Annotated in this window: 19 protein-coding genes; 1 reads left to right on the top strand and 18 read right to left on the bottom strand. The window is 28.1% G+C overall.

Features of this window, described 5'->3' with window-relative positions:
* From E5347_RS09585 to E5347_RS09530, 12 genes are all read right to left on the bottom strand, one after another.
* Positions 1–2,161, bottom strand: a 2,161-nt coding sequence (locus tag E5347_RS09585) for a triple tyrosine motif-containing protein (protein ID WP_207670470.1), incomplete at its 3' end; no start/stop codon positions are given.
* Positions 2,162–2,408: 247 nt separating this feature from the next.
* Positions 2,409–3,506, bottom strand: a complete 1,098-nt coding sequence (locus E5347_RS09580) for a LegC family aminotransferase (RefSeq protein WP_136006802.1) — start codon at positions 3,504–3,506, stop codon at positions 2,409–2,411.
* A 75-nt stretch (positions 3,507–3,581) separates the two neighbouring features.
* Entirely contained in the window at positions 3,582–4,574 is a 993-nt protein-coding gene (locus E5347_RS09575) for an NAD-dependent 4,6-dehydratase LegB (RefSeq protein WP_136006800.1), read from the bottom strand.
* Positions 4,575–4,585: 11 nt separating this feature from the next.
* On the bottom strand, positions 4,586–5,656 hold the full coding sequence (locus tag E5347_RS09570; RefSeq protein WP_136006798.1) for a nucleotidyltransferase family protein: 1,071 nt from the start codon (positions 5,654–5,656) through the stop codon (positions 4,586–4,588).
* Positions 5,657–5,889: 233 nt separating this feature from the next.
* Positions 5,890–7,053, bottom strand: a complete 1,164-nt coding sequence (neuC, locus tag E5347_RS09565; RefSeq protein ID WP_136006797.1) for a UDP-N-acetylglucosamine 2-epimerase — start codon at positions 7,051–7,053, stop codon at positions 5,890–5,892.
* Positions 7,053–8,051 carry an N-acetylneuraminate synthase gene (gene neuB / locus E5347_RS09560; RefSeq protein ID WP_136006795.1) on the bottom strand — a complete coding sequence of 333 codons (999 nt, stop codon included), beginning with the start codon at positions 8,049–8,051 and terminating at the stop codon, positions 7,053–7,055. The genes neuC and neuB overlap by 1 nt, the downstream gene beginning before the upstream one ends.
* Entirely contained in the window at positions 8,044–8,679 is a 636-nt protein-coding gene (locus E5347_RS09555; protein WP_136006793.1) for an acetyltransferase, read from the bottom strand. Before E5347_RS09555 ends, neuB begins: the two co-directional genes overlap by 8 nt.
* Before the next feature lie 67 nt (positions 8,680–8,746).
* Positions 8,747–9,913, bottom strand: coding sequence for a nucleotide sugar dehydrogenase (locus E5347_RS09550; protein ID WP_136006791.1), 1,167 nt, complete (start codon positions 9,911–9,913; stop codon positions 8,747–8,749).
* A gap of 12 nt (positions 9,914–9,925) precedes the next feature.
* Positions 9,926–10,675 carry a glycosyltransferase family 2 protein gene (locus E5347_RS09545; RefSeq protein ID WP_136006789.1) on the bottom strand — a complete coding sequence of 250 codons (750 nt, stop codon included), beginning with the start codon at positions 10,673–10,675 and terminating at the stop codon, positions 9,926–9,928.
* Positions 10,676–10,711: 36 nt separating this feature from the next.
* Positions 10,712–12,028 carry a nucleotide sugar dehydrogenase gene (locus E5347_RS09540; RefSeq protein ID WP_136006787.1) on the bottom strand — a complete coding sequence of 439 codons (1,317 nt, stop codon included), beginning with the start codon at positions 12,026–12,028 and terminating at the stop codon, positions 10,712–10,714.
* A 304-nt stretch (positions 12,029–12,332) separates the two neighbouring features.
* The gene (locus tag E5347_RS09535) at positions 12,333–13,511 is read right to left on the bottom strand and encodes a DegT/DnrJ/EryC1/StrS family aminotransferase (RefSeq protein ID WP_136006786.1); all 1,179 of its coding nucleotides are present in this window, start codon (positions 13,509–13,511) and stop codon (positions 12,333–12,335) included.
* A gap of 205 nt (positions 13,512–13,716) precedes the next feature.
* Positions 13,717–14,895, bottom strand: a complete 1,179-nt coding sequence (locus E5347_RS09530) for a DegT/DnrJ/EryC1/StrS family aminotransferase (RefSeq protein ID WP_136006784.1) — start codon at positions 14,893–14,895, stop codon at positions 13,717–13,719.
* A gap of 396 nt (positions 14,896–15,291) precedes the next feature.
* On the opposite strand from E5347_RS09530, the gene E5347_RS09525 reads away from it, so the two are divergent.
* The gene (locus E5347_RS09525) at positions 15,292–16,290 is read left to right on the top strand and encodes an LCP family protein (protein ID WP_136006782.1); all 999 of its coding nucleotides are present in this window, start codon (positions 15,292–15,294) and stop codon (positions 16,288–16,290) included.
* A gap of 166 nt (positions 16,291–16,456) precedes the next feature.
* Here the strand turns inward: E5347_RS09525 and E5347_RS09520 are convergent, their stop codons facing one another.
* The 6 genes from E5347_RS09520 to E5347_RS09495 all read right to left on the bottom strand — a co-directional run bounded on the left by E5347_RS09520 (position 16,457) and on the right by E5347_RS09495 (position 23,345).
* A complete protein-coding gene (locus tag E5347_RS09520; RefSeq protein WP_136006781.1) occupies positions 16,457–17,893 on the bottom strand; it encodes an oligosaccharide flippase family protein in 1,437 nt (478 codons plus the stop codon).
* A gap of 319 nt (positions 17,894–18,212) precedes the next feature.
* Positions 18,213–19,259 carry a glycosyltransferase family 2 protein gene (locus tag E5347_RS09515; protein ID WP_136006779.1) on the bottom strand — a complete coding sequence of 349 codons (1,047 nt, stop codon included), beginning with the start codon at positions 19,257–19,259 and terminating at the stop codon, positions 18,213–18,215.
* Positions 19,249–20,469 (bottom strand): hypothetical protein, encoded by a 1,221-nt coding sequence (locus E5347_RS09510; RefSeq protein WP_136006777.1) that lies wholly within the window; start codon positions 20,467–20,469, stop codon positions 19,249–19,251. Before E5347_RS09510 ends, E5347_RS09515 begins: the two co-directional genes overlap by 11 nt.
* 15 nt (positions 20,470–20,484) lie before the next feature.
* Positions 20,485–21,645 (bottom strand): glycosyltransferase family 4 protein, encoded by a 1,161-nt coding sequence (locus tag E5347_RS09505; RefSeq protein WP_136006775.1) that lies wholly within the window; start codon positions 21,643–21,645, stop codon positions 20,485–20,487.
* Between the two features lie 31 nt (positions 21,646–21,676).
* A complete protein-coding gene (locus E5347_RS09500; RefSeq protein ID WP_136006772.1) occupies positions 21,677–22,492 on the bottom strand; it encodes a LicD family protein in 816 nt (271 codons plus the stop codon).
* Positions 22,493–22,520: 28 nt separating this feature from the next.
* Positions 22,521–23,345 carry a LicD family protein gene (locus tag E5347_RS09495; RefSeq protein WP_136006769.1) on the bottom strand — a complete coding sequence of 275 codons (825 nt, stop codon included), beginning with the start codon at positions 23,343–23,345 and terminating at the stop codon, positions 22,521–22,523.
* Positions 23,346–23,348 lie beyond the last annotated feature (3 nt).

The raw sequence follows: 23,348 nt of genomic DNA, 5'->3' as shown, positions 1-23,348 counted from the left end.
TTAATACTGTCCATGTATCTGTACTTCTATCACATACCCATAACTTATATAATGTATCCCCTGCTGGCTCTGCTCCTGCTGTCATCGTTATATTGGAATTAACCATCTTACTTCCAGATATATTAAGCGTTGTTGCCTTTGAAGTTCTCTTATTTATATTAACATCAACAGATTTATAATCATCCTGAGTTTTAGTATCACTATTCTTATGTTTTACATGAGCTACAAAACTATAGCTTCCTGACTTCTTAGGTACAAATGTTGCTGTACTCTTAGTACTCCAATCACTTAATACTGTCCATGTATCTGTACTTCTATCACATACCCATAACTTATATAATGTGTCTCCCGATGGATCTGCTCCTGCAGTCATTGTTATAGTTTCATTAACATATCTATTTCCAGAAATGTTTAATGAAGTTGCTTTAGATACAGGATTTGTTATAGCTAAATCAATTACTCTTGAGTCATCACTATCCTTAGAACTATCCTTATATTTCACATAAACATATGCCTTATAATTTCCAACCTTAGTAGGAGTAAATACAGCTGTATTGTTAGTACTATAATCCTGTATTGTTGTCCATTTTTTTGCTGAAACATCATATATTTTGAATCTATATAGGCTATTTCCTTCTGGATCAGCTTTTGCTGTTAAAGTAATATTAGACTTAACAAATTTTGATCCTGTAGAGTTAAATGAAGTAACCTTTGAAGATCCAACTCCAACCTTAAAATCTTTATTTATATAATGATCTTGACTTGTTGTAGTTGAATTTTTATGTTTTGCATGTACAACAAAACTATAGTTGCCAGCCTTATCTGGATTGAAGTCAGCTGTTCTCATAGCACTCCAATCACTTAACAACGTCCATTTATCAGTATCTCTATTACATACCCAGATTCTATATAATGTATCGTTAACAGGATTTCCTGTAGCTGTTACAGTTACTTTTGAACCTGTCGATAGCTTCCCAGAAATTGAAACATCATCTAATACTGAAAAATTAAGAGTTTTGGATTGATTCTTTAGCTCAGATATTATATTTAAAATATTATATCCATATCCCCTTGCAGTTGCCCATCCATATCCTTCTGGATTTTCTTGTATTCCTAAATGCTCAAGGTAAATTGCAGTTCCTCTTTTAACATAATCAAATCTTGGATCTACAACAGCTTGTTTTAAAGGTTCTGTTGATGCATATGCCTTTAAATGTTGTACTACAGCTCTTATACCTATTTCGACACTTGGAAAAGAGTTTCCAGGATTTCCATTTCCAGTAGCTCCTATTCCTGCAAAGTTATTTTGCTCAGGTTTAACATCTCCTCCAAATTTTAGATATCCAGTTTCATGCATCATTTGAGCAAATAATATATCGTGATTTACACCTTCAATTTTTGCTTCTTTAATTGTAAAGTCAACAAAGTCAACAATATATTTTAAATCAAGATTAGTATTCTTACTTCTTAACATATTAATCATTTGGACTCTATCTAATGACCCTACGCTCATTATCTTAGTCTTAGTATTATCTATATTAACACGTATAATGCTATCTGATTTATTTCCTTTATTATCAATAACACTTACTTTTATCTCATGCTTACCATTAGAAACATTTTTAAAGAAGTATTCAAACCCACTATTATTGGACTTAGGATAGTCAGGATACTGGCTACCGATATCTTTTCTTTCTATTCCATAAGTGGCAGTTGCATACTTAACGTTATCAAGATAAATCTCAACTTTGCTTATTCCATCTTTACTAACTGCATAACCTTTTATCTTAAATGCCTCAGTTAATTTTTGATCCATGACAGGATTTTCTACTTTTGAAATTATTGTAGATTTAGTATCTACAGTAGAAATAATACTATCATTATTTTTACTTTGTACATTTTCATTAGATACATTATTATCAGTTACAATACTAGTATCTGATTCCTTGCTAACTTCTCCCCCCTTATCATTTTCTAATATTATACTCTCCTCTTTAGTTACTTCCTCAGCTTGTATGTCCGTTTTAAATTCTTCACTATTGTCTTGCTTGTCCACAATAGTATTATTAACAACCTCAGCAAATGAAATTACATTTGGTGAAATTATATTTAAAATAAACATAGCAGCCATAAATATTGCTAACTGTTTAATCTTTTTCATTTTTTCCTCCCATTTATTAATGGGCTACTAAAATGAATAATATAGCATATATTTCTAAGTTACTATTAAATTATATATGTTAAGACATCTTTAAGCAATATATTAGTAAAAGTTTTAAATTATTTAAATATTTTGCTATAATACAGTATTTTTATAATAGTTATGTATAATACTGTCATAAATATAATTTAATTTATATAAAAAAAGCTTAGAATAATTACTAAGCCTTTTTATAAATAACTATTATTTATTTGTTTTTTATTACATCACAGATTATTCTCACTTCTTCTTCAGTTAGCGATACCGAACTTGGAAGATTTATCCCCCTATTACTAACGTCAATGGTAACATTCATATCTCCACACTTACTTCCAGAGTAAGGTTTCATAGCATGAACTGGTAAGAAAAATGGTCTTGCTTGTATTCCAATTTCTTTTAGTACATTTAATAGTTCATCCCTAGACATCCTAAAATCATCTTCTACCAGAATTGAATACAACCAATAACAATTATCTACATAATCTACTTCCTTAGTTAAAGTAATCCCCTTAACCCCTTTTAGTAAATCATTATAAAGTCTTGCATTTCTTCTTTTTACTTCTAAATACTCATCTACTTTTTCTAATTGTGCCACTCCCATAGCTGCAAGTATATTAGGCATTCTAAAATTATACCCTACCTCTTCATGGTACATAGCACCATTTTCAGTAATTGTTTTAGTTTGATTAGATAAATATTTAGCCTTTTTACCTAGCTCCTCATTATTTGTAATTAGCATCCCACCTGCTCCTGTGGTGATTAGTTTATTACCATTAAAACTAAAACATCCAACATCTCCTAAAGTCCCTGCTAATTTACCTTTATATAATGTTCCTAAAGCTTCTGTTGCATCTTCTATTACAAATAAATTATATTTTTTTGCAATTCCATTAAGTTCATCCATTTCAACAGGATATCCATAGATATGAACTGGCATAATCGCTTTAGTCTTTTCTGTTATTAATTCTTCTACTTTATTAACATCCATTACAAATGTTTCTCTATCAACATCAACAAATACAGGTATTGCTCCTACATATTTTATCGCATTTACTGAGGATATAAATGTCATAGAAGGAACAATTACTTCATCTCCTTCTCCTACTCCTAAAGCTACCAATGCAAGTTGAAGTGCTGCAGTTCCATTCATAGTTACAACTGCTGATTTCACTTCATTATATTTTGCAAATTCTTCTTCAAATCTATCTACAAACTTCCCCACTGAAGAAACCCAATTAGTATCTAAGCACTCTTTTATGTATTTCCACTCATTCCCTCTAATTTCTGGTATACATAATGGTATCATTTTTATCCCACCTTTTATAAATTAATTTAGAGATTATCCTATTCAACAGATAATCTCTACAGAAAATTATTATATTTATACGTTATAGATATCAGGTTTATAATGCTTCATATTTTCTCTTATCCAAGCTACTGTTTCTGCAAGCCCTTCATCTATTGAATATCTCGGAGCCCAGTCAGTAAGTTCTTTAATCTTAGTATTATCTGCCCATAATCTATTAACTTCACTTTTCTCTGGTCTTATTCTTTCTTCATCACAAATTATCTTAACATCTTTTCCAATAATATCTATTATCTTCTTTACAGTATCACCTATTGTTATTTCATAATTGGATCCTGCGTTAATAACTTCACCTATAGTTCTATCAGATTCAGCAACTTTTATAAATGCTTCTGCTGTATCCTTAACAAAGTTGAAGTCTCTTGTAGGTGTTAAACTTCCAAGTTTTATTTCATTTTTACCTGCTAAAATTTGTGATATTATAGTTGGAATTACAGCTCTTGCTGATTGTCTTGGACCATATGTATTAAATGGTCTTAAAGTAGCAATTGGCATATTAAATGATCTATAGAAGCTTTCTGCCATTTTATCTGCACCTATTTTAGATGCTGAATAAGGTGATTGACCTTGCATTGGATGCTTTTCATCTATTGGAACATATAATGCTGTTCCATAAGTTTCTGAAGTTGAAGTATGAATTATTTTTTGAACATCATGATTTCTACATGCTTCTAAAACATTTGTTGTACCTTCAACATTTGTTCTTACATAAGCCATTGGAGAAAGATATGAATACGGAATTGCAATTAAAGCTGCAAGATGAAAAACTACTTCTTGACCTTTAATTATTCTATTCATACCATCTAATTCTCTTATATCTCCTGTTTCAACTTTAATACTATTTAAAACTTCTTTATCAAAAGTATCAATCCATCCCCAATTATTAAAAGAATTATATTGAACTAATGCAGTAACATCCGCACCTAACTCAACTAACCTTTCAGTAAGGTGGCTTCCTATAAATCCTTCTGCCCCTGTTACAAGTACTTTCTTTCCTCTTAAGTCCATTTCACACACTCCTAGTTATTATTCTTTTCTTTCTCTTCTATTCTCTCAACCATTTCTTTCATTTCACTAATTTGCCCCATATCCATCCATGATTGCTCACTAATTGGGTAAACCCCTACAGGAACACCGTCATTCATATATTGTTCTACAATATCAGGTAAATTATAAAATTTATCTTCAGGTATATCATTTAGAACTTCTGGTTCTATAATATACATTCCTGTATTTATTAAAAATGTATAAACCGGTTTCTCTATAATTTCATTAATATTACCACTATCATTAAGCTTAAAAACCCCATAAGGTATTTGAAAATTTTTAACTGAAGAAACCACAGTAACCTTATATCCCTTTTCCTTATGATGCCTCAATATAGATTCATAATCAGCTTCTATTAATATATCACAATTTGAAACAAAAAATGTTTTATCTATTTTACCTTTAAGCAAACTTAAACTTCCACCAGTTCCTAAGGGCTTATCTTCCTCTACATAATCAATAGTATAATCTTTTTCAATCTCATTGAAGTAAGATTTTATCATATTTTTTTTATAATTTACTGTTAGATAAAAATCATTTCCTCCATACAAACAGAACTTATTGATAATTCTTTCAATTATTGGTGTATCTCCAATTGGAATAAGTGGCTTTGGTAATATTTTAGTATATGGATATAATCTAGTGCCCAATCCTCCTGCCATTATAACTATAGGAACATCTTTTAATGATTTATTCTTATTTTCAATAAATACATTTTTATTTAAAAACTTAACATCTAAAATATTTCTATCTAAATTAATTATAGGGATTGCTGTTATAGATTTCTCAATCATAATTTCATCAGCAGAACTAATATCACCTTCCATTAAATAAATAGGATTTTTATTCATAATAGCTTCAACAGATTCTTCCATACTACCATTTTTTAATATCCATCTACGGAAATCTCCATCAGTGATAGAGCCTATTAACTCATCATTTTCAGAAACTACAAAAAGTATTCCCTTTGCAACGCTATCAAGTTTCTTAATAGCCTCTCTAATATTAACTTTTCTTTTTATTTTTAAGCTATCAATATTCACTATATCACCACATTATCTCTATATATTATGTTATATAAGTTTTAATAAAGAATCTACATTTACTTAAATCATTTCTTTAATTTGTATTACTTAAGTAAAGTAAGTACCCAATAAACTTATATAAAGAAATTAAATACTCTATGCTTTTATTTAGTAATATTAAATTTATAAAACTATAAAATATATATCATTAATCAAAGCATATATACAATAATTTCAATTTCTATTATAGTTTAAAAATCTATATTATAAAAGGCTTTCTTAATATCTATAGACTTATTTAAGATATTTTTTATTTCAATCATTATTTTATTAGAGGTCTCTCCATTTTCATATGGATTTATAACAGAAGATAATACTTCTTTAAATTCATTAGACTTAGCAAATTTAATACTATCAATTATCTCATCTTTAATAGGTCTACAATTTATTATAGATTTTGCTTGAGTTCTTCCCTTCTGCCTATCTCCAATGTTAATTGTAGGCTTTTTAAATGAAGGTGTCTCGATTATTCCGCTGGAAGAATTCCCAATTACCATATCACAATACTTCATAGCACTAAGATATCTTTGATATCCCATAGAATAAAAACTTATATATTTATCTTTATTATTAATACAAAATTCATCAATAACTTTATTAATTAATCTACCATCGCTATCAGAATTCGCCTTAGTAATAATAAATTTCATATCTTCTATAGTATCTAAAGCCTCTAAAAGTTCTTTAATTTGATTCTCTGAAGTGCTATCTTCAAGTGTTACAGGATGGAAAGTGACTAAAGAATATGAATCTCCTAATTCAAACCCAATGCTCTCCTCCAGCTCTTCTTTAGACATAAGCTTCATTTTAATTATATTCTCTACTCCAATTGCTCCAACATTAAAAACTCTTTCAGGATTTTCTCCTAATTGTATAACTCGCTTTTTATATTCATCTGTGCTAGTAAAATGCAGATAACTCATTTTAGTTATACTATGTCTAAATGCCTCATCAAAAGCTCCTTCTGTAGTTTCTCCACCATGTAAATGAGCTATTGGTATTTTAGCAACAACAGCTGCACTACATACAGCAAATATTTCAAATCTATCACCTAATACAACAATCATATCTGGCTTTAATCTTTCGAAAGCTTCAGAAAAACTAATAGTTGCTAATCCCATTGACTTTGCTACTCCAACTGATGAATCTGAGCTAAGTAATATTTCTATTTTTTCATTAACCATGTATCCATCTTCTATTATATTATTATAAGTCATACCAAATTCAGGCGACAAATGCATACCAGTTGCAATTAATTGCAGCTCCAAATCTTCATCATTATTAATTTTCTCAATTAGCGGTTTTAACAATCCATATTCTGCTCTCGTACCTGTTACAACACAAACTTTCTTCATTATAATTCCACCATTTCGTCTACATTATAATCTCTTTGAGCCTTTTTCCCAATTATCTTATCCCACATCTTAGGAGATAAACCTGTACCCGGCCTCTTTATAGTAAGATTTTCCTCTGTAAAGACCTCTCCCTTTTTTATATAACTACTACAAATAATACTCTTTCTTGCAACTTTAATATTTTTCTTTTCAGAATTAGTCAAAGCCTTAATTCCATTACCTAATGCAATTTCTACATTTCTTATTGAATCTACCATAGCTTTTAACTCATCTGGTTCCAAACTTGCTTTATGATCAGGTCCATCCATATTTTTATCTAAAGTAAAATGCTTCTCTATTATTTTAGCTCCTAAAGCTACAGCTGCAATAGGTATCTCTATTCCTTTTGTATGATCTGAATATCCAATCTCAACCAAAAACGCATTACCTATTGTATTCATTGCCGTTAAATTTACTTCTTCCATTTTAGTAGGATAATCTGTATTGCAATGTAAAACAGATATATCCTTAGCACCAGCTTCCCTTAATATATCTAAAGCAAACTCTATATCTGCTAAATTGCTCATTCCAGTTGATAAAATAACCTTCTTCCCAGTTTTAGCAATCTTCTTTAAGTAAGGTACATTCTCTATTTCACCTGAAGGAACCTTAAATATCTCTATCCCAAGTTCCATTAGCATATCAATGCTTTCTAAGTCAAAGGGAGATGATAAAAACATTATTCCTTTTTCTTTTGAATAGTTTATTAACTCTATATGATCATCATAACTTAATTCCAATGCTTTTAGCATTTCATATTGAGACACTTCTTTTTTCATATTTTCTTTTTGATAATCTGCTTGTTTGGCAATTTTTGTTACTAAGTTCTTAGCTTTAAAACTCTGAAACTTAACAGCATCTACACCACATTTAGCAGCTTCGTCTATTAATTTCTTCGCTATTTCAATACTTCCATTATGATTTACTCCAGCCTCAGCTATTATAAACACTTTACTCATGATTTACCGTCCTTCCTGGATTACCATAAACTTTACTGTAAGGATTTATATTTTTCACTATAACACTCCCAGCTCCTATTATAGAATTATTCCCAATTGAAATATTTTGAATTATAGTAGCACCGGTACCTATATGTGAATCATTCCCTATATTAACTCCACCACTCATAGTAACCCCAGGAGCCACATGCACAAATTCACCAATCTTGCAATCATGTTCTACAATTGCACCAGAGTTTATTATTGAGTTATTTCCAATAAAAGAGCATGAATTTACAATTGCCCCTTTACCTATAAACACACCATCTTCAATAACAGAATTCTTTGAAACAACAGCTGTTTTATCAATAATTTTAGGAATTTTAAATCCTATACTTTTTAATTTATTGTATATTTTCCTTCTAACTCTTGTGTCCCCAATTGATCCTACACATATAAATGCATTTTTAACTCCTGAATGAAATACCTCTTCTAATATATCATCATTTCCTATTACCCTTATTCCACTTATGTTAAAATCATTATTTATATCAGTAATACCAATAACATTGTAAGTATTTAGCTCTAATAATGAATCTAAAATACTTTTGCAATGTCCTCCAGCTCCAACTAAAATAATTTTTTCCATAACACACCTTCTACTATATTGGAAATGGTTAATAACTATAAGTAACCTAGTTATTAACCATCCCCCCTTAATCTCTACTAAATAAATCTCTAGTATATACCTTCTCTAAAACATCCGATATATCTGATGTTATTCTATTTGCAACAATAACATCAGATATAGATTTAAATTCATCTAAATCTCTAATAACTTTAGAATTATAGAAGTTATCATCTTTAAAAGCTGGTTCATAAACAACAACTTCTACACCTTTAGCTTTAATTCTCTTCATTACCCCTTGAATAGCTGACTGCCTAAAGTTATCTGAATCCATTTTCATTGTTAATCTATATATTCCTACAACCTTTGGACTTCTCTTTAATATCATTTCAGACACATGATCTTTTCTAGTTCTATTAGCTTCAACAATGGCAGACATAATATTTTGAGGTACATCTGCATAGTTTGCTAATAATTGCTTTGTATCTTTTGGTAAACAATAGCCACCATATCCGAAAGATGGGTTATTATAATGATTGCCGACTCTAGGATCTAAGCAAACTCCATCTATGATTTGTTTAGTGTCTAATCCTCTTATCTCTGCATAGGAATCTAACTCATTGAAGAAAGCAACTCTCATAGCCAAAAATGTATTTGCAAAAAGTTTAATAGACTCAGCCTCAGTGGAATTAGTAAACAAAACTGGTATATCTTCCTTTATAGCTCCTTCCATTAATAGGTCTGAAAATACTTTTGCTCTTTCAGATTTCTCTCCAACCACAATTCTAGAAGGATACAAATTATCATATAATGCTCTACCTTCTCTTAAGAATTCAGGGGAAAATATGATGTTTTTTGTATCAAACTTCTTTTTTACTTTCTCTGTATATCCTACTGGAATAGTTGATTTTATTATCATTATCGCGTTTGGATTAATAGATAATACATTGGCTATTACAGCTTCAACAGTTCTAGTATTAAAATAATTTTTTTCAGGATCGTAATTTGTTGGAGTAGAAATAATAACATACTCAGCATCTTTGTAAGCTAAATAATTATCTGTAGTTGCTTTTAAATTTAAATCTCTATTCGCTAGATAATCCTCTATTTCAGCATCTACTATAGGTGATTTCCTATCATTAATCATATCAACTTTTTCTTGTATTATATCTAATGCAATCACTTCATTATTTTGCGCCAATAATACTGCATTAGAAAGTCCAACATAACCTATCCCAGCAACTGTTATCTTCATTTCATACCCCTCCTATTTAATTCTTAGAGTCTTTAACATACCCCAGTAACATATATGAAAAACTGATCTTGCAACTGATAAATGTTCAATTTCTCTATAAAGCTTCCAATGATATTTAACTAAATCAAGCTTATTACTAGAAATAGAATTATTTCTAATTCTATATTTCATTAAAACATCTGACATTCCATAAATATATTTTTCTTTTTTTAGTATCTGTAACCATAATGCATCATCATTACGCTTTCTTATATTAGGAACTACAAATTTCCCAAGTTTATCAACATTATACATCACAGTTGAATTTCCTACAGGACAACTAAGTAATACTCCATTGTAATCAGTCTTATCTTTTGTCTTAATAATTTTATCTAGTGAATTTCCTGCTTCATCTATTTGACTATATGCCGTACAAGTAAATGCATAATTATTTTTCTTCATAAACTCTAGTTGTCTTGATAATTTATCTTCTGTCCACAAATCATCACTATCTAAAAAAGCTATATAATTACCACTAGCAAGCTCCATAGCCTTTGTTCTTGTTACTGCTGCTCCTGAGTTTTGTTCCAAAATGTGATATTTAATTCTTTTATCTTTAATAGTATATTTATCTACAACTTCTTTTGTATTATCTGTAGAGCAATCATCCACTATAATCATTTCCCAGTTTTTATAACTTTGCTTCATAACAGATTCTATAGTTTCTTCAATAAACTTCCCACAATTATATGTAGGAGTAATTATTGATATTAAATCACTCATTATATAGTGACCTCTCTTTCATTAACTCTAATAATTTTATAACTTATATATTTTCTCTCTATTGTTTACAACATTCTTAGTAGCATTTCTTGTATCATATACAACCTTAGCCCTATCTACTATTTCTTCATATTCGTAAACTGTGTGTCCAGTAGTAATAACTACTATATCTGATTCATCTATTACTTCCTTCCAGTCTACTGAATGATAAGTTTTACCCTTGTACTTAGCTGTATCACAGAATGGATCGTTAACTATAACTTCTGCACCATTCTTTTCTAGTAATTCTATTACCTTAAATGATGGTGATTCTCTATAATCATCTATATCATTCTTATAAGCTAATCCCATAACTAAAACTTTTGAACCATTTAATGCTTTCTTTTGTTTGTTTAATATCTTCATAATATTTTCTAAAACAAAGTCTGGCATTGAATCATTTATTATTCCTGAAGTTTCAATAAGTTTAGTATGGTAATCATATTCCTTAGCCTTCCATTCTAAGTAGAAGGGATCTAGAGGAATACAGTGTCCACCAAGTCCTGGACCTGGATAAAATGGCATAAATCCATATGGCTTAGTTTTAGCTGCATCTATAACTTCCCATACGTCTATTCCCATTCTATTACATAAAATAGCCATTTCATTAGCTAATCCTATATTTATATTTCTAAAAGTATTTTCTAATATTTTTTCCATTTCAGCTACTGCTGGTGAAGAAACTCTGTGAATTTCTCCTTCTAATACATTTTCATATAAAGCAGCTGCAACTTCAGTACATTCTTCAGTACATCCACCTACTACCTTTGGAGTGTTTTTTGTATTAAAGTGCTTGTTACCTGGATCTACTCTTTCTGGTGAGAATGCTAGGAAGAAGTCTTCTCCACACTTTAATCCACCCTTTTCAAGTATTGGTCTTAATACTTCTTCAGTAGTTCCTGGATAAGTAGTACTTTCAAGGATTACTATCATTCCCTTATGAAGATATTTTGCAACATTTTCAGTTGATTTTACTACATAAGAAAGGTCTGGTTGCTTATATAAATCAAGTGGAGTTGGAACACAAATACATACTGTATCTACATCATTTATAAAACTAAAGTCAGTAGTTGCTCTTAACACTCCTTTTTCTGTTAATTCACTTAGTTCTGCGTCAACTACATCACCAATATAGTTTTGGCCCTTATTTACCATTTCTACCTTTTGATCTTGAACATCAAAACCTATAGTTTCATATCCAGCCTTTGCTTTTTCAACTGCTAAAGGTAATCCAACATAACCTAAACCTACTACACCAACTTTTGCAGTTTTATTATTAATTTTTTCTAGTAATTGATCCTTTAAAACTGACATTGTTCTTCCTCCTAAATTAAATGGAATCTTCTTCATTCTTTTAATAAATATATTAATTATTTAGTTAATTTTACATATATCTCTGTAAAATACACTTAAATAATTAGGTTTTACACAGAAAAACTTAAAACTTAATTTAATCAAAGTACTTTTTATTCAAAAATCCATAAAAGTTTTTCCTTAATTCTTTTATTTCTTCATTCTTTAATTAAAACATCTAATTAAAAATAATTTCAAAGAAATCATATCCTTCATTATTCATTCTTAATTTTTCATTAGTAAAATGTCTGCATTTTATTTTATTTTATTTTATTTTGCTTATTATATAATCTACTTGATCTTTAGTTAACTCTGGATATACTGGTATAGCAAAGGTTCTATGAGAAAGGTACTCTGAAACTGGCATATCTCCTTCTTTATATCCTAAGTTCTTATAACATTTTTGAAGATGTAGTGGTACAGGATAATATACTCCTGTTGAAACACCTGCAGTCTTTAACTTTTCTAGTACTGCTTCTCTATTTTCAGATTGCAGAACATACATATGGTAAACTGGTTCTACATAATCTCTAGTTACTGGAGTTACTAAATCAGTATCTTTAAGTGCTTCATTATAAATTTCAGCGACTTCTCTTCTCTTAGCATTCCAATTATCTATTTCTTTTATTTTAACATTTAAAATAGCCGCTTGAATTGCATCTAATCTTGAGTTATATCCTATTAAATAATTGTAATATTTTAACGGATTATAAACTGTATCATTTGCTCCTTCAGCTTTTTGAACTTCTTCTTCTATATTGTTTAGTAAGTTGTATGCCTTTTGACCATTTTCTCCACTTCCATGAGCCTTAAGAGCTTTTGCTATTATTGCAATATCATCGTTATTTGTAACAATCATACCACCATCTCCAGCACAGCCTAGGTTCTTAGTTGGGAAAAATGAAAATACTGCAGCATCTCCTAAAGAACCAACATTTCTTCCTTTATACTTTCCTCCAATTGCTTGGCAAGCATCTTCTATAACTAAAAGATTATGCTTCTTTGCAATTTCATTTATTTCGTCCATATCTGCACATTGTCCAAAGATATGAACTGGCATTATAGCCTTAGTTTTAGAAGTTATTTTTTCTTCTATCTTAGTTACATCTATATTAAAAGTATCTTTATATACATCTACAAATATGGGAGTTCCTCCTACTGCTGATATAGCTTCAGCTGTAGCAAAGAATGTAAATGGAGTTGTTATTACTTCATCTCCTTCTCCTATTCCCATAGCCTTTAATGCTATTACTAATCCATCTGTTCCATTACCTACTGATATAGCATGCTTTACGCCTACATATTCAGCAAAGGCTTTTTCAAAATCTATTACAGTTTTACCCATTATGTAATTAGCTGAAGATAATATCCCAAAAGTTGCCTCTTTTAGCTCCTCTGCTAATGATTCATATTGAGCTTTTAAATCTATTAAAGGTATATTCATAGTAATAATCTCCTTTATACTCAAATTTATAAAAAACTAACATTTTTATTTTATCACAATTCAAAATATATATAAACTTTTTAATATAATTTTATACCATGATACAGGCTTAATATATATTTCCATATAATTCTTAATACTTATTTAATAAAAATTTGTATAAAAATATAGATTAACTAAAAAGTTAATCTATATTAGAGTTATTTTATTTGTTAATTTCCTTAACTACTTTAACTAATTCATTAGCTATATATTCTACATCTTCTAATTTTAAAGTGCTATATACAGGTAATGTTATTTCACTTTCATATTGAGCATATGCATTTGGATAATCTTCAATATTATATCCTAAGTTCTTATATAGTGTAAACATTGGCAGTGGCTTAAAGTGAACATTAGTTGATATTCCCTTTTCAGCTAACTTTTGAATAAGAATATTTCTCTTTTCCTCATTAAATCCTTTTATTCTTAATGGATATAAGTGATATGAGCTTTCAGTTCCTTCACCATATTCAGTAACTGGTATTATAGAAAAATCTTCTTTTTCTAATATTCTTGTATAAGTATTAAATATTTCTTTTCTATACTTTAACATATCTTCATATCTTGTTAATTGAACTCTACCAATGGCAGCATTTATATCTGTCATATTACATTTAAAACCATCTGTAATTATGTCATATTCCCAAGCTCCTGCCTTCATCTTAGATAAAGCGTCCTTAGATTGGCCATGTAGGGAAGTAAATTTAAAATCTTGAAATAAGTTCTCTCTTCCATTAAAGTTATTGTTATTATATGTTATTGCTCCACCTTCAGCGGTTGTAAAGTTTTTTACTGCATGGAATGAGAAAGTATGGAAATCACATTGTGCTCCTACTTTTCCCCCCTTGTATTTAGCCCCAAAGGAATGAGCTGAATCTACTAATATTATTATGTCTTCTCTATTTTTTTCTTTTAGAACAGCTTTTATTTTATCATAATCACAAGGCACCCCAGCAAAGTCTACTGGCATAATTACCTTAGTTTTATCAGTTATTAAATCTCCTATTTTATTATAATCTATAAAGAAGCTATCTTTTGCAACATCACAAAAAATAGGTTTTATACCTCTGTGTACTGCTACACTTGCTGTTGCAGTATATGTGTAAGGAGTTGTTATTATTTCATCTCCTTCCTTTATATCAAATACCTTTAATATAAGCTCCATTGCAGCTGTTGCACTATTTAATGCTACTGCCTTATTAGCCTCACAATACTCAGCCAATTCTTCCTCAAACTTAGCTAATGTAGGTCCAGATGTTATCCATCCTGATTTTAATACTTCTACTACTGCTTCTATTTCCTTATCTGTTATATCTGGAGGAGAAAATGGTATCTTCTTCATCTTTATCATCCTTTCACTTATAGTTATAAATATTTTAATAAAAGTCATTCTATCTAAACATGTTATTACTCTATCTATTATATAACTCAATTATATTAAATACAAATTATATATTATATATATGTTTCAACAAACAATCTATTTTTTAAGGATTTATGATATTTTAGTACAAAAATAATTTAAAAGTAAATTACATCAATTGAAATCATGTATATTTTTAATTCTTATATAAGTTGAGTACATAATTTAGTAAATAATATATTTTTATATAAATGTAACTTAATAAAATGTAAAAACTTTATTACAACTTATATATAATTATTTCTTACATTTATATTACTTAATTGAAAAAAAACTATATCCTATGATAAACTTATTTAGAAAGGAAGTGTAGATATGTCACAAAATGATTATAATGAATCTAAAAAAAGAAAAAAGAAAAAGAAATCTTTGGGATTTAAAATATTTATAGGCTTTTTATGTGTAGTACTAGCATTAGCTGTAGTTGGTGGTGGCTACTTTATAGGCATATTAAGTAAGATGGACAATATTAAACTTAATAAAGATAACCTCGGAATTGTAGAAGATGAATTAAAAGAGTATAACAATACAAGTAAAATTAAAAACATAGCTTTATTTGGAGTAGATGCTACTGATGGTGAAACTGGACGTTCTGATTCCATAATGATTGCAACCTTAGATCCAGTTCATAATAAGCTAAAACTAACATCTATAATGAGAGATTCTTATGTTAATATAGATGGATATGGAATGGATAAAATAAATCATGCTTATGCTTATGGTGGTCCAGAGCTTTCAATAAAAACTATAAATGAAAACTTTGGATTAAATATTCAAGACTTCGTATCAGTTAACTTTTCTTCATTACCTAAGATTATTAACATTCTAGGTGGGGTGGATATAGAAATTACTAACGAAGAATTAAAGTATATAAATAAATATATAGATGATGTTAATAGAAAAGATGGAACAAATTCTCCTCATATTACTTATGCAGGTGTTCAGCACCTTGATGGTACACAAGCTCTTGCTTACTCTAGAATAAGATATACTGCTGGAGGAGATTATAAGAGAACTGAAAGACAAAGAACAGTTATTGATGCAATATTTACCAAACTAACATCTGCATCTATTGGTTCATACAACTCATTATTAAATGAAGTTTTACCTTATGTTCAAACTAACTTAAACGCTGGTGATATTCTTTCCTTAGGTACTAAAGCTCTTGGAATTGGAAATAATTTAGAACAAGATAGATTCCCTAGAGATGGTTACGGCGAAGGGGCTAATATTGGTGGAATTTACTATCTAACATTTGATATTGAAACTGCTAAACAGCAGATGAGAGATTATATATTTAATGATGTTAGATAATAAAAGAGATAGGAAATTCCTATCTCTTTTATTTATACATATTTCATGGCACTTCTTATAAATAAATCATATAACACCTTAATATTTAAATATTTTTTATCATCTATACTACATATATTAAGCAGTTTCTTTATACTATCCAAGTTATTTGTTCATTTTAAACTTTCTAGCTTTTTAACATTTCCTTTAAATAACCTACTAAATTTTGCTTATGATAAATCCTAAATAGTATAAAAACAGATAATAAGTAAATTAAACCTCCAATTGAAACTTGAAGTATAGTTGTTAATATTTTTGCACCCATATTAACTCCAATTATTCTAACTATTATAAACATAATTATTGCTGCTGGGAAAAATATAATAACAGATTTTATTAGCTCTTTAATATCCAAGAACTTTCTTAAAATATACATTTCTGTACTCGTAACTGTTATTTCTGCCAAAACTATAGTTATGCAAGCTCCTATACTCCCCATACGTTTTAGTAATATAAGATTAAAGACTAAGTTAACAATCGCACCCGCTGTTACAGATAAAGTAAACTCTTTTGTTTTATTTAAAGGAACTAAAAGTTGTGTTCCAAAAACATTTGACCAACTAATCGCTAATATTATTACACAGCTTATAATTATTAATTTCTCTATCCCTTCAAATTCTTTTCCAAAAAACCATGGTGATAATTCCTTAGCTATTCCTAACAATCCAAATGTAAGTGGAATTGAAATAAAATTCATAAAGAAGAAAGAATTCTTTATATAATACTTAACTTTATCCATATCCCCCGACGCAACTGTATTAGCTATCTTAGGCATCATAACTGTTCCAATTGCAGTAGCTACTGTCAATGCCATCCTTACCAATTTTTGGGAGTTTTCATAATATCCTACTTGTATAGTATCTGTAAAAACTCCTAATAATGTTCTACTTAATAACAAATAAACTTGTATTGCTATTTGCGGAATAAATAAAGCTATAGAAGCTTTAAGGTGCCCTGCTAACCCTTTAATTCTAATATTTTTAATTCCTATTACCTTAGGAACATATAGCCAAAATGTCAAATTTCCTAATAAGTTAGATAAAGCTAATATTAAAATATAAATTACTAAGTCATCTATGTTTTTTACAAATATAAAAATACTTGCAAGTGATAATAATTTTACTATTGTATTTCTTAATACAGTTTTCTTAAACTGCTCAAGCCCCATAAATAACCAAGATATATCTATTAAAGCTGCTAATATATTTATTCCTTGAACTAAATATAGATTTCTATATCCTTCATCAGTGAATGTAAAAGCAAATAATAAAAATAACCCTCCTGATATAAGCATTGTTATTACTTGGACTGAGTATATTGAATAAAAAGTATTCTTTAACTTTTCTTTATTATCCCTTACATAAGCTATTTGTCTATTTCCATATAAAGTCACACCAACCATTCCAAATAAAACAAAATATTGGACATTCGCAAAAGTAAAGGCATAGTCTCCTACACCCTTTGCTCCTAATATATTGGATACATACGGTACTGTTATTAAAGGTAATATTAATACTAATATTTGATAAGACAAATTATATAAAAAATTCTTTAAAACTTTCATACTATTCTACCCTTCTAAGTTCTTCTTCAACTGCCTTTTAATTTCTTTAAACTGCGCTATTTATATCATAATACTTATATTTTGCTAATATTCTCCCCAAAATTATATTGGTTTCTTTATCATCTCATTTTTTATATTTGACGTTAATTCTCTCTATATTATCGCAATATATTTCCACCTATATGATTTCTCTTATCTACAACTAAACATTTCTTCATCTTTTATTTTCTTCATATAAAAATATTTATCCAAATAATCCATCTACAACTATTAAATTGGGTTATTTACTTTAAGCAATAAAAATAAATCTTAACATTATCTATGATTTCTTTAAATATAACTTTAATTTAAAGAATATATATATACCTAGAGAAGATTGATGCTTTGCCAATAATTTTAAAACCTTATAGCTTTTCGGCAAAAAAAATTCATCCGTATTCTTAATACTCTTATATATATTTTTATTATCTTTTAAATACTTTTTAATACCTTTTATAGGATTATCACCTTTATAATTTGAATTACAATAATAATATAATAATAAATTATATAGTTGTTTAATCATTCTATATTTATATGCCTCATTATTAGTAAAACACTCTAAAGAAGATATATTTAAAAACTCTTCAAACTTTTTTGTGCTTATATTAATTTCATGTAATGCATTTTCTCTATAACTATGACAAATTGAATCATTTACAATTGAATAATTATACCAACACTTCGAAACTATTCCTACCTTTTCTACATTACTTAAACAGTATAAATTAAATAATGCATCTTCTGACAAAATTAGATTTTCATCAAACTTGATATCTCCTATGGCATTTCTCCTAAACACTTTTGCCCATGGAGCTAGAATTCCTAAACACCCTTTTAATTCTTTTGTATCTTCTGTTGCAAATCCAGATATAAATATTTGCTTTAATTTTTCTATCTCTTCACTTTGATAAATTTTTATATCTTTACATTTGGGCAAATGTTTAACATCATTTATTTGATAACCTCCCATAACTATATCTAACTTATATTTAGAAATATATGAAATAGCTTCTGATATAAAATCTTTAGATATACTATCATCAGCATCAACAAATACAATATATTCTCCATTTGCTTCAATTAATCCTAAGTTTCTAGCAGATGAAGCTCCCCCATTTTCTTTGTGTATTATACGTACTTTTTCTATATCTTTTTCAATATCATTTAATATGTTCTTGTATTCTTTAGGGTTTCCATCATCAACCAAAACGATCTCATAATTGTTATAATCTTGTAATTCAATAGATTTTATACAATTAATCAAATACTTTTTTTCAGTTTTATAAACAGGTATGATAATCGATACTAAATCATTATTCTTCATTATTTTTCTTTAAATTATTCCTTTCTTTCCCATTATATATGGAGTAATTTAATCCAATCAGTGTACTATTAAAAACAATCATAAACGGATTTATTTCTGAAATTGCATATATTAAATATACAAACACTATTATTAACATATTAAATTCACCATAACGTATTAACTTACGTAAATAATAGATAATTCCAATTAATAAAACTACTGATACAATAATACCAAAATTTATTATTATCCATGCATATGCATTATCTAAATAATAATATCCTCTTGGCATACCCGGAATTACTATATCAGTACCAGTACTAATTACATTTCCAAATAAATTCACACCATATGCCTTTAAATATTTTTTTATCAGCCATATTCTTGTAACCATTGTACTCAGATTTAATTGATTAGGATTCATCCAAAAGTAACCAGACAATGTTATAAGGATTGTACTTGATAACGTTAATAATACAATAGACATATTTTTAATTTGATTATAATTAAATTTTATTTTAATTATCTTTTCATATACAAATGTTAAAAAAACTACCATTAAAGACATTAATAATGCTGTATTGCTATTTGTTGCTTTATAAATAAAAATCATAGTAATTGTGCTTATTATATATTTTTTATAATCATTACTTTTTCTTTTTATATACAAGTACTGACATATCATTTGAAAAGTTAATATTCCAAGGGTATTGGGATGTCCAAATCCAAATGCGTATCTAATTTTCCCACTATTACCTCTAAGAATATTTCCATTGTCAATTATATTTCCTGCTGCCAAAATAATAATTAATCCAACAATTATAATTTGAGCAATCAATGATACTTTGTTAAACCTATCGAAATCAATTTTTTTAGAGCTTAGAATTAACACCAATGCACCTAATAATGTTAATGACTCTGCTTTCATTGCCGAAATAAAAAATATTCCAATTAATAAAAGGATTATATATTTTTCTTTCTTTTTATATTCTTGTAAAAAAATCATTATTATTGTACAGTTTGCAAAAAATATTAAAGAACACATTTTAGAAAGTATTCCAACAATTTCTGTATCTATGGCAGTATTTATCTGGCTCTTGTGAAAGAATACAACCTTGATAAACAAGATTATATAAGCAGAATAATATAACAAATCATATAAACTTATATTATAAAAACTTATACTGTTTAACTTATCTGATATATCAACTTTTTTAATTTTATTCATATCATCTCTCCTTAATTATATTATAGATTCATATATTTTATATAACTCAGAATTATATGAATTAGAATCAAATTTATCATTTGCATATTCCTGACCATTACATGCAGTTTCTATCATTTTTTCTTTATTATTTACTGCAAATATAATTTTATCTGCAAGCTCTTCAAAATCACCATATTTATAAAGTAATCCTGTCTGTTCGTTAATTATCTCTATTGTACCATCAGTATCTGCACCTATTACTAACAATTTACCTAGCATATTTTCTATTGTAACTCTTCCTAAAGCCTCAAATATTGAACACGTTAACCCTATATCACATTTCTCTCTCAATTTCTTTAAATCATTACAAAAATCTATTATATGAATTCCTTCTATTTTATTATCAGAAATATATTTAATCATCTTTTGATAGTAATTATTATCACCAATCCCACCTACTATATATAGATTTATATCTTTTATATTTTTTACTTTTTCATTGTTAATTTTATTTCTAATTATTTCAACTGCTTTTATTGCATCTAATTGACCTTTTCCTGGAGAAATTCTTCCTGCTAAAAGTACATTTATAACCCCATCATTCGTTTCTAAATTATTTTGAAAAATAATATGATTAGGAAGTATATATTTCTCTATATTAATACCATCAAATAATACCTCTATTTTTTTCTTGTTAAGAATAGGTGAAAACTTATTTTTAACACTTTCTGATATTGCTATTACCTTGTTTGAATTTTTAGCTAGATCAAACTGTTTTTTTTCATTTAAAAGAGAAACATTATGGTAATCTACCACAAACTCCCTTATATGGCATATATAAGGGATTCTCAGCTTATAAGCAGCTTTCATACCAACCCCTACAAGTAAAGAATTGTTATGAATTATATCAAATTCTTCTTTAATAAAAAACTTTTTAATTTTAAAAATAGCAAAATAATTTTTTACTTTTTTTGCTATATTCCTCAATATTTTTCTAGGTTCTTTTATTTCACTAGAATACGGAATCACTTCATATCTAATATTAATTTTTTCTAATTCTTTTTCCAAAGGACCATGCTTTCCTAACAGAACTACAGCCTCAACCTTTTCTCTTTTATTTTTCGACAAAATATCTAGCAATGATTGATTTGCTCCGGTCAAATTTGGTAAATGAGTGACATAGCAAATTTTCATAATATCATTTATCCTTTCAACGAATATATAATTATCCCAACACTTCTGAACTATGACGATTCTTATCTTCTTCTTTAGGTATTTTCATATAATCACCATAAAGTTGCTTGCAGACTGTATCATAATCTTCTGGTCCCCAAACTCTTGTATCTTCAAACTCATACCACTTTCCATCGCCATATACCTTCTTTGAAAACATTTCATTAAACTTATATGCTCCCATTGCATTAACTAAATAATCAGATTTACTATATGGAAATTTTTTCAATGCTCTATCTAGTTTCATCAACTCTTTTTTTGTATCAAGTATTTTTTGAAGTGGAACTATTTTCCCAAATTTCACTAAAATCCTTTCTATCATAGGTCTTCCTTTTTTATTCACATTAACTGCTATATCAAAACAGGAGAATCTATACATAGCTCTTCTATAAAGTAAATAGTATTTCCAAATCATTCTTATTATTGAATTATTCGGCATTCCATCTAAAGGAAAAATATCAATCCAAGCTGAAGATATTTCTACTACACTATTATCAGTTCTTTTAATTTTTATTGAGGAATCTTCTAATCGTGAAAAATATCTATAGTGATTTTCATCATTCTTAAATGTATGTAATTTAAAATTTGTTTTTTTATCTTTACACAGTGATAATAACTTTTCATAATCTTCTCTTGGAATACCTAAATCCATATCGTCATCCCAAGGAATAAAACCTTTATGTCTAACTGCTCCTAAAAGCGTACCTCCAAGTGCAAAATATTTGATATTATTTTTTTCACAAAAACAAGAAAATTCCTTAAATAACGCTAAGTCTACTAGCTGTAATTTTCTTAATCCATCATTCATTTTATCTTCTCCTATTTACACCTTAAAACTATTCCTTTTCATACTCTACAGCATGAGCATTCCTATTACCCTCTTCAGGTGGAGTCATATAATCTCCATACATTTGTGATAAAACAGCATCTGCATCTACTGGTCCTGGTAATTCACTATCTTCAAAGGAATACAATTGTCCTTTTCCATAATAACTTTTTGGAAACATTTCTTTAAATTTATATTGACCCATAAAATTAATTACCCAATTTGATGACTCATATGGATACTTCCTTAAAGTTGAATCTATCTTTTCTAGCCATTTATACATATCAGAATTTTGCCCAAATTTAGTGATTTGAACAATCTTTATTATTATTCTTTCTGATAATGGACGATTTGGTCTTTTTAAATTCACTTTATCAAAACAAGAAATATGATACATCATTCTTGTAAAAAGTAATTTAAACATATGAATTTTTCTTTCAATATATTTATTAGGCATCCCATCTAAAGGAAATATATCCACCCAGATATCTTCATTTCTTTCTTTTATGCTACCAGTTCTTTTAACTGTATGTCTTGTATCAACAACTCTAGCAAAATAATAATGATGTGATTTTTCATTTCTAAATGTCTGTAATTTAAGATATTCTGGTAGCGATTTTTGAACATTATTTATAAATTCTTCATATTGCTTTCTTGGAATTCCAAGGTCAATATCATCATCCCAAGGAATAAAACCTTTGTGTCTAATTGCTCCAAGTAAGGTTCCACCTAACATATAATATTCAATCTTATTATCATCTAAATACATTTTAATATATTTAGCTATATTCCAAATAACTTCTTGAATTTCTGATAAGTTTTCTTTGTTATCCATATA

It is taken from the genome of Clostridium sartagoforme, from assembly GCF_004794105.1.
GTDB classification, from domain to species: Bacteria; Bacillota; Clostridia; order Clostridiales; family Clostridiaceae; genus Clostridium; species Clostridium sartagoforme_B.
Note: the sequence above shows the minus strand (reverse complement) of the source record. Positions and strands in the feature narration are given on the sequence as shown.

Excerpts from the sequence above, each read along its gene's own strand:
- E5347_RS09510 (WP_136006777.1), bottom strand. The coding sequence starts at position 20,469 with ATGAATAAAATTAAAAAAGTTGATATATCAGATAAGTTAAACAGTATA.
- E5347_RS09525 (WP_136006782.1), top strand. The coding sequence starts at position 15,292 with ATGTCACAAAATGATTATAATGAATCTAAAAAAAGAAAAAAGAAAAAG.
- E5347_RS09505 (WP_136006775.1), bottom strand. The coding sequence starts at position 21,645 with ATGAAAATTTGCTATGTCACTCATTTACCAAATTTGACCGGAGCAAAT.
- E5347_RS09540 (WP_136006787.1), bottom strand. The coding sequence starts at position 12,028 with ATGTCAGTTTTAAAGGATCAATTACTAGAAAAAATTAATAATAAAACT.
- E5347_RS09500 (WP_136006772.1), bottom strand. The coding sequence starts at position 22,492 with ATGAATGATGGATTAAGAAAATTACAGCTAGTAGACTTAGCGTTATTT.
- E5347_RS09520 (WP_136006781.1), bottom strand. The coding sequence starts at position 17,893 with ATGAAAGTTTTAAAGAATTTTTTATATAATTTGTCTTATCAAATATTA.
- E5347_RS09575 (WP_136006800.1), bottom strand. The coding sequence starts at position 4,574 with ATGGACTTAAGAGGAAAGAAAGTACTTGTAACAGGGGCAGAAGGATTT.
- neuB (WP_136006795.1), bottom strand. The coding sequence starts at position 8,051 with ATGAGTAAAGTGTTTATAATAGCTGAGGCTGGAGTAAATCATAATGGA.
- neuC (WP_136006797.1), bottom strand. The coding sequence starts at position 7,053 with ATGAAGAAAGTTTGTGTTGTAACAGGTACGAGAGCAGAATATGGATTG.
- E5347_RS09515 (WP_136006779.1), bottom strand. The coding sequence starts at position 19,259 with ATGAAGAATAATGATTTAGTATCGATTATCATACCTGTTTATAAAACT.
- E5347_RS09530 (WP_136006784.1), bottom strand. The coding sequence starts at position 14,895 with ATGAAGAAGATACCATTTTCTCCTCCAGATATAACAGATAAGGAAATA.
- E5347_RS09545 (WP_136006789.1), bottom strand. The coding sequence starts at position 10,675 with ATGAGTGATTTAATATCAATAATTACTCCTACATATAATTGTGGGAAG.
- E5347_RS09535 (WP_136006786.1), bottom strand. The coding sequence starts at position 13,511 with ATGAATATACCTTTAATAGATTTAAAAGCTCAATATGAATCATTAGCA.
- E5347_RS09495 (WP_136006769.1), bottom strand. The coding sequence starts at position 23,345 with ATGGATAACAAAGAAAACTTATCAGAAATTCAAGAAGTTATTTGGAAT.
- E5347_RS09555 (WP_136006793.1), bottom strand. The coding sequence starts at position 8,679 with ATGGAAAAAATTATTTTAGTTGGAGCTGGAGGACATTGCAAAAGTATT.
- E5347_RS09580 (WP_136006802.1), bottom strand. The coding sequence starts at position 3,506 with ATGATACCATTATGTATACCAGAAATTAGAGGGAATGAGTGGAAATAC.
- E5347_RS09550 (WP_136006791.1), bottom strand. The coding sequence starts at position 9,913 with ATGAAGATAACAGTTGCTGGGATAGGTTATGTTGGACTTTCTAATGCA.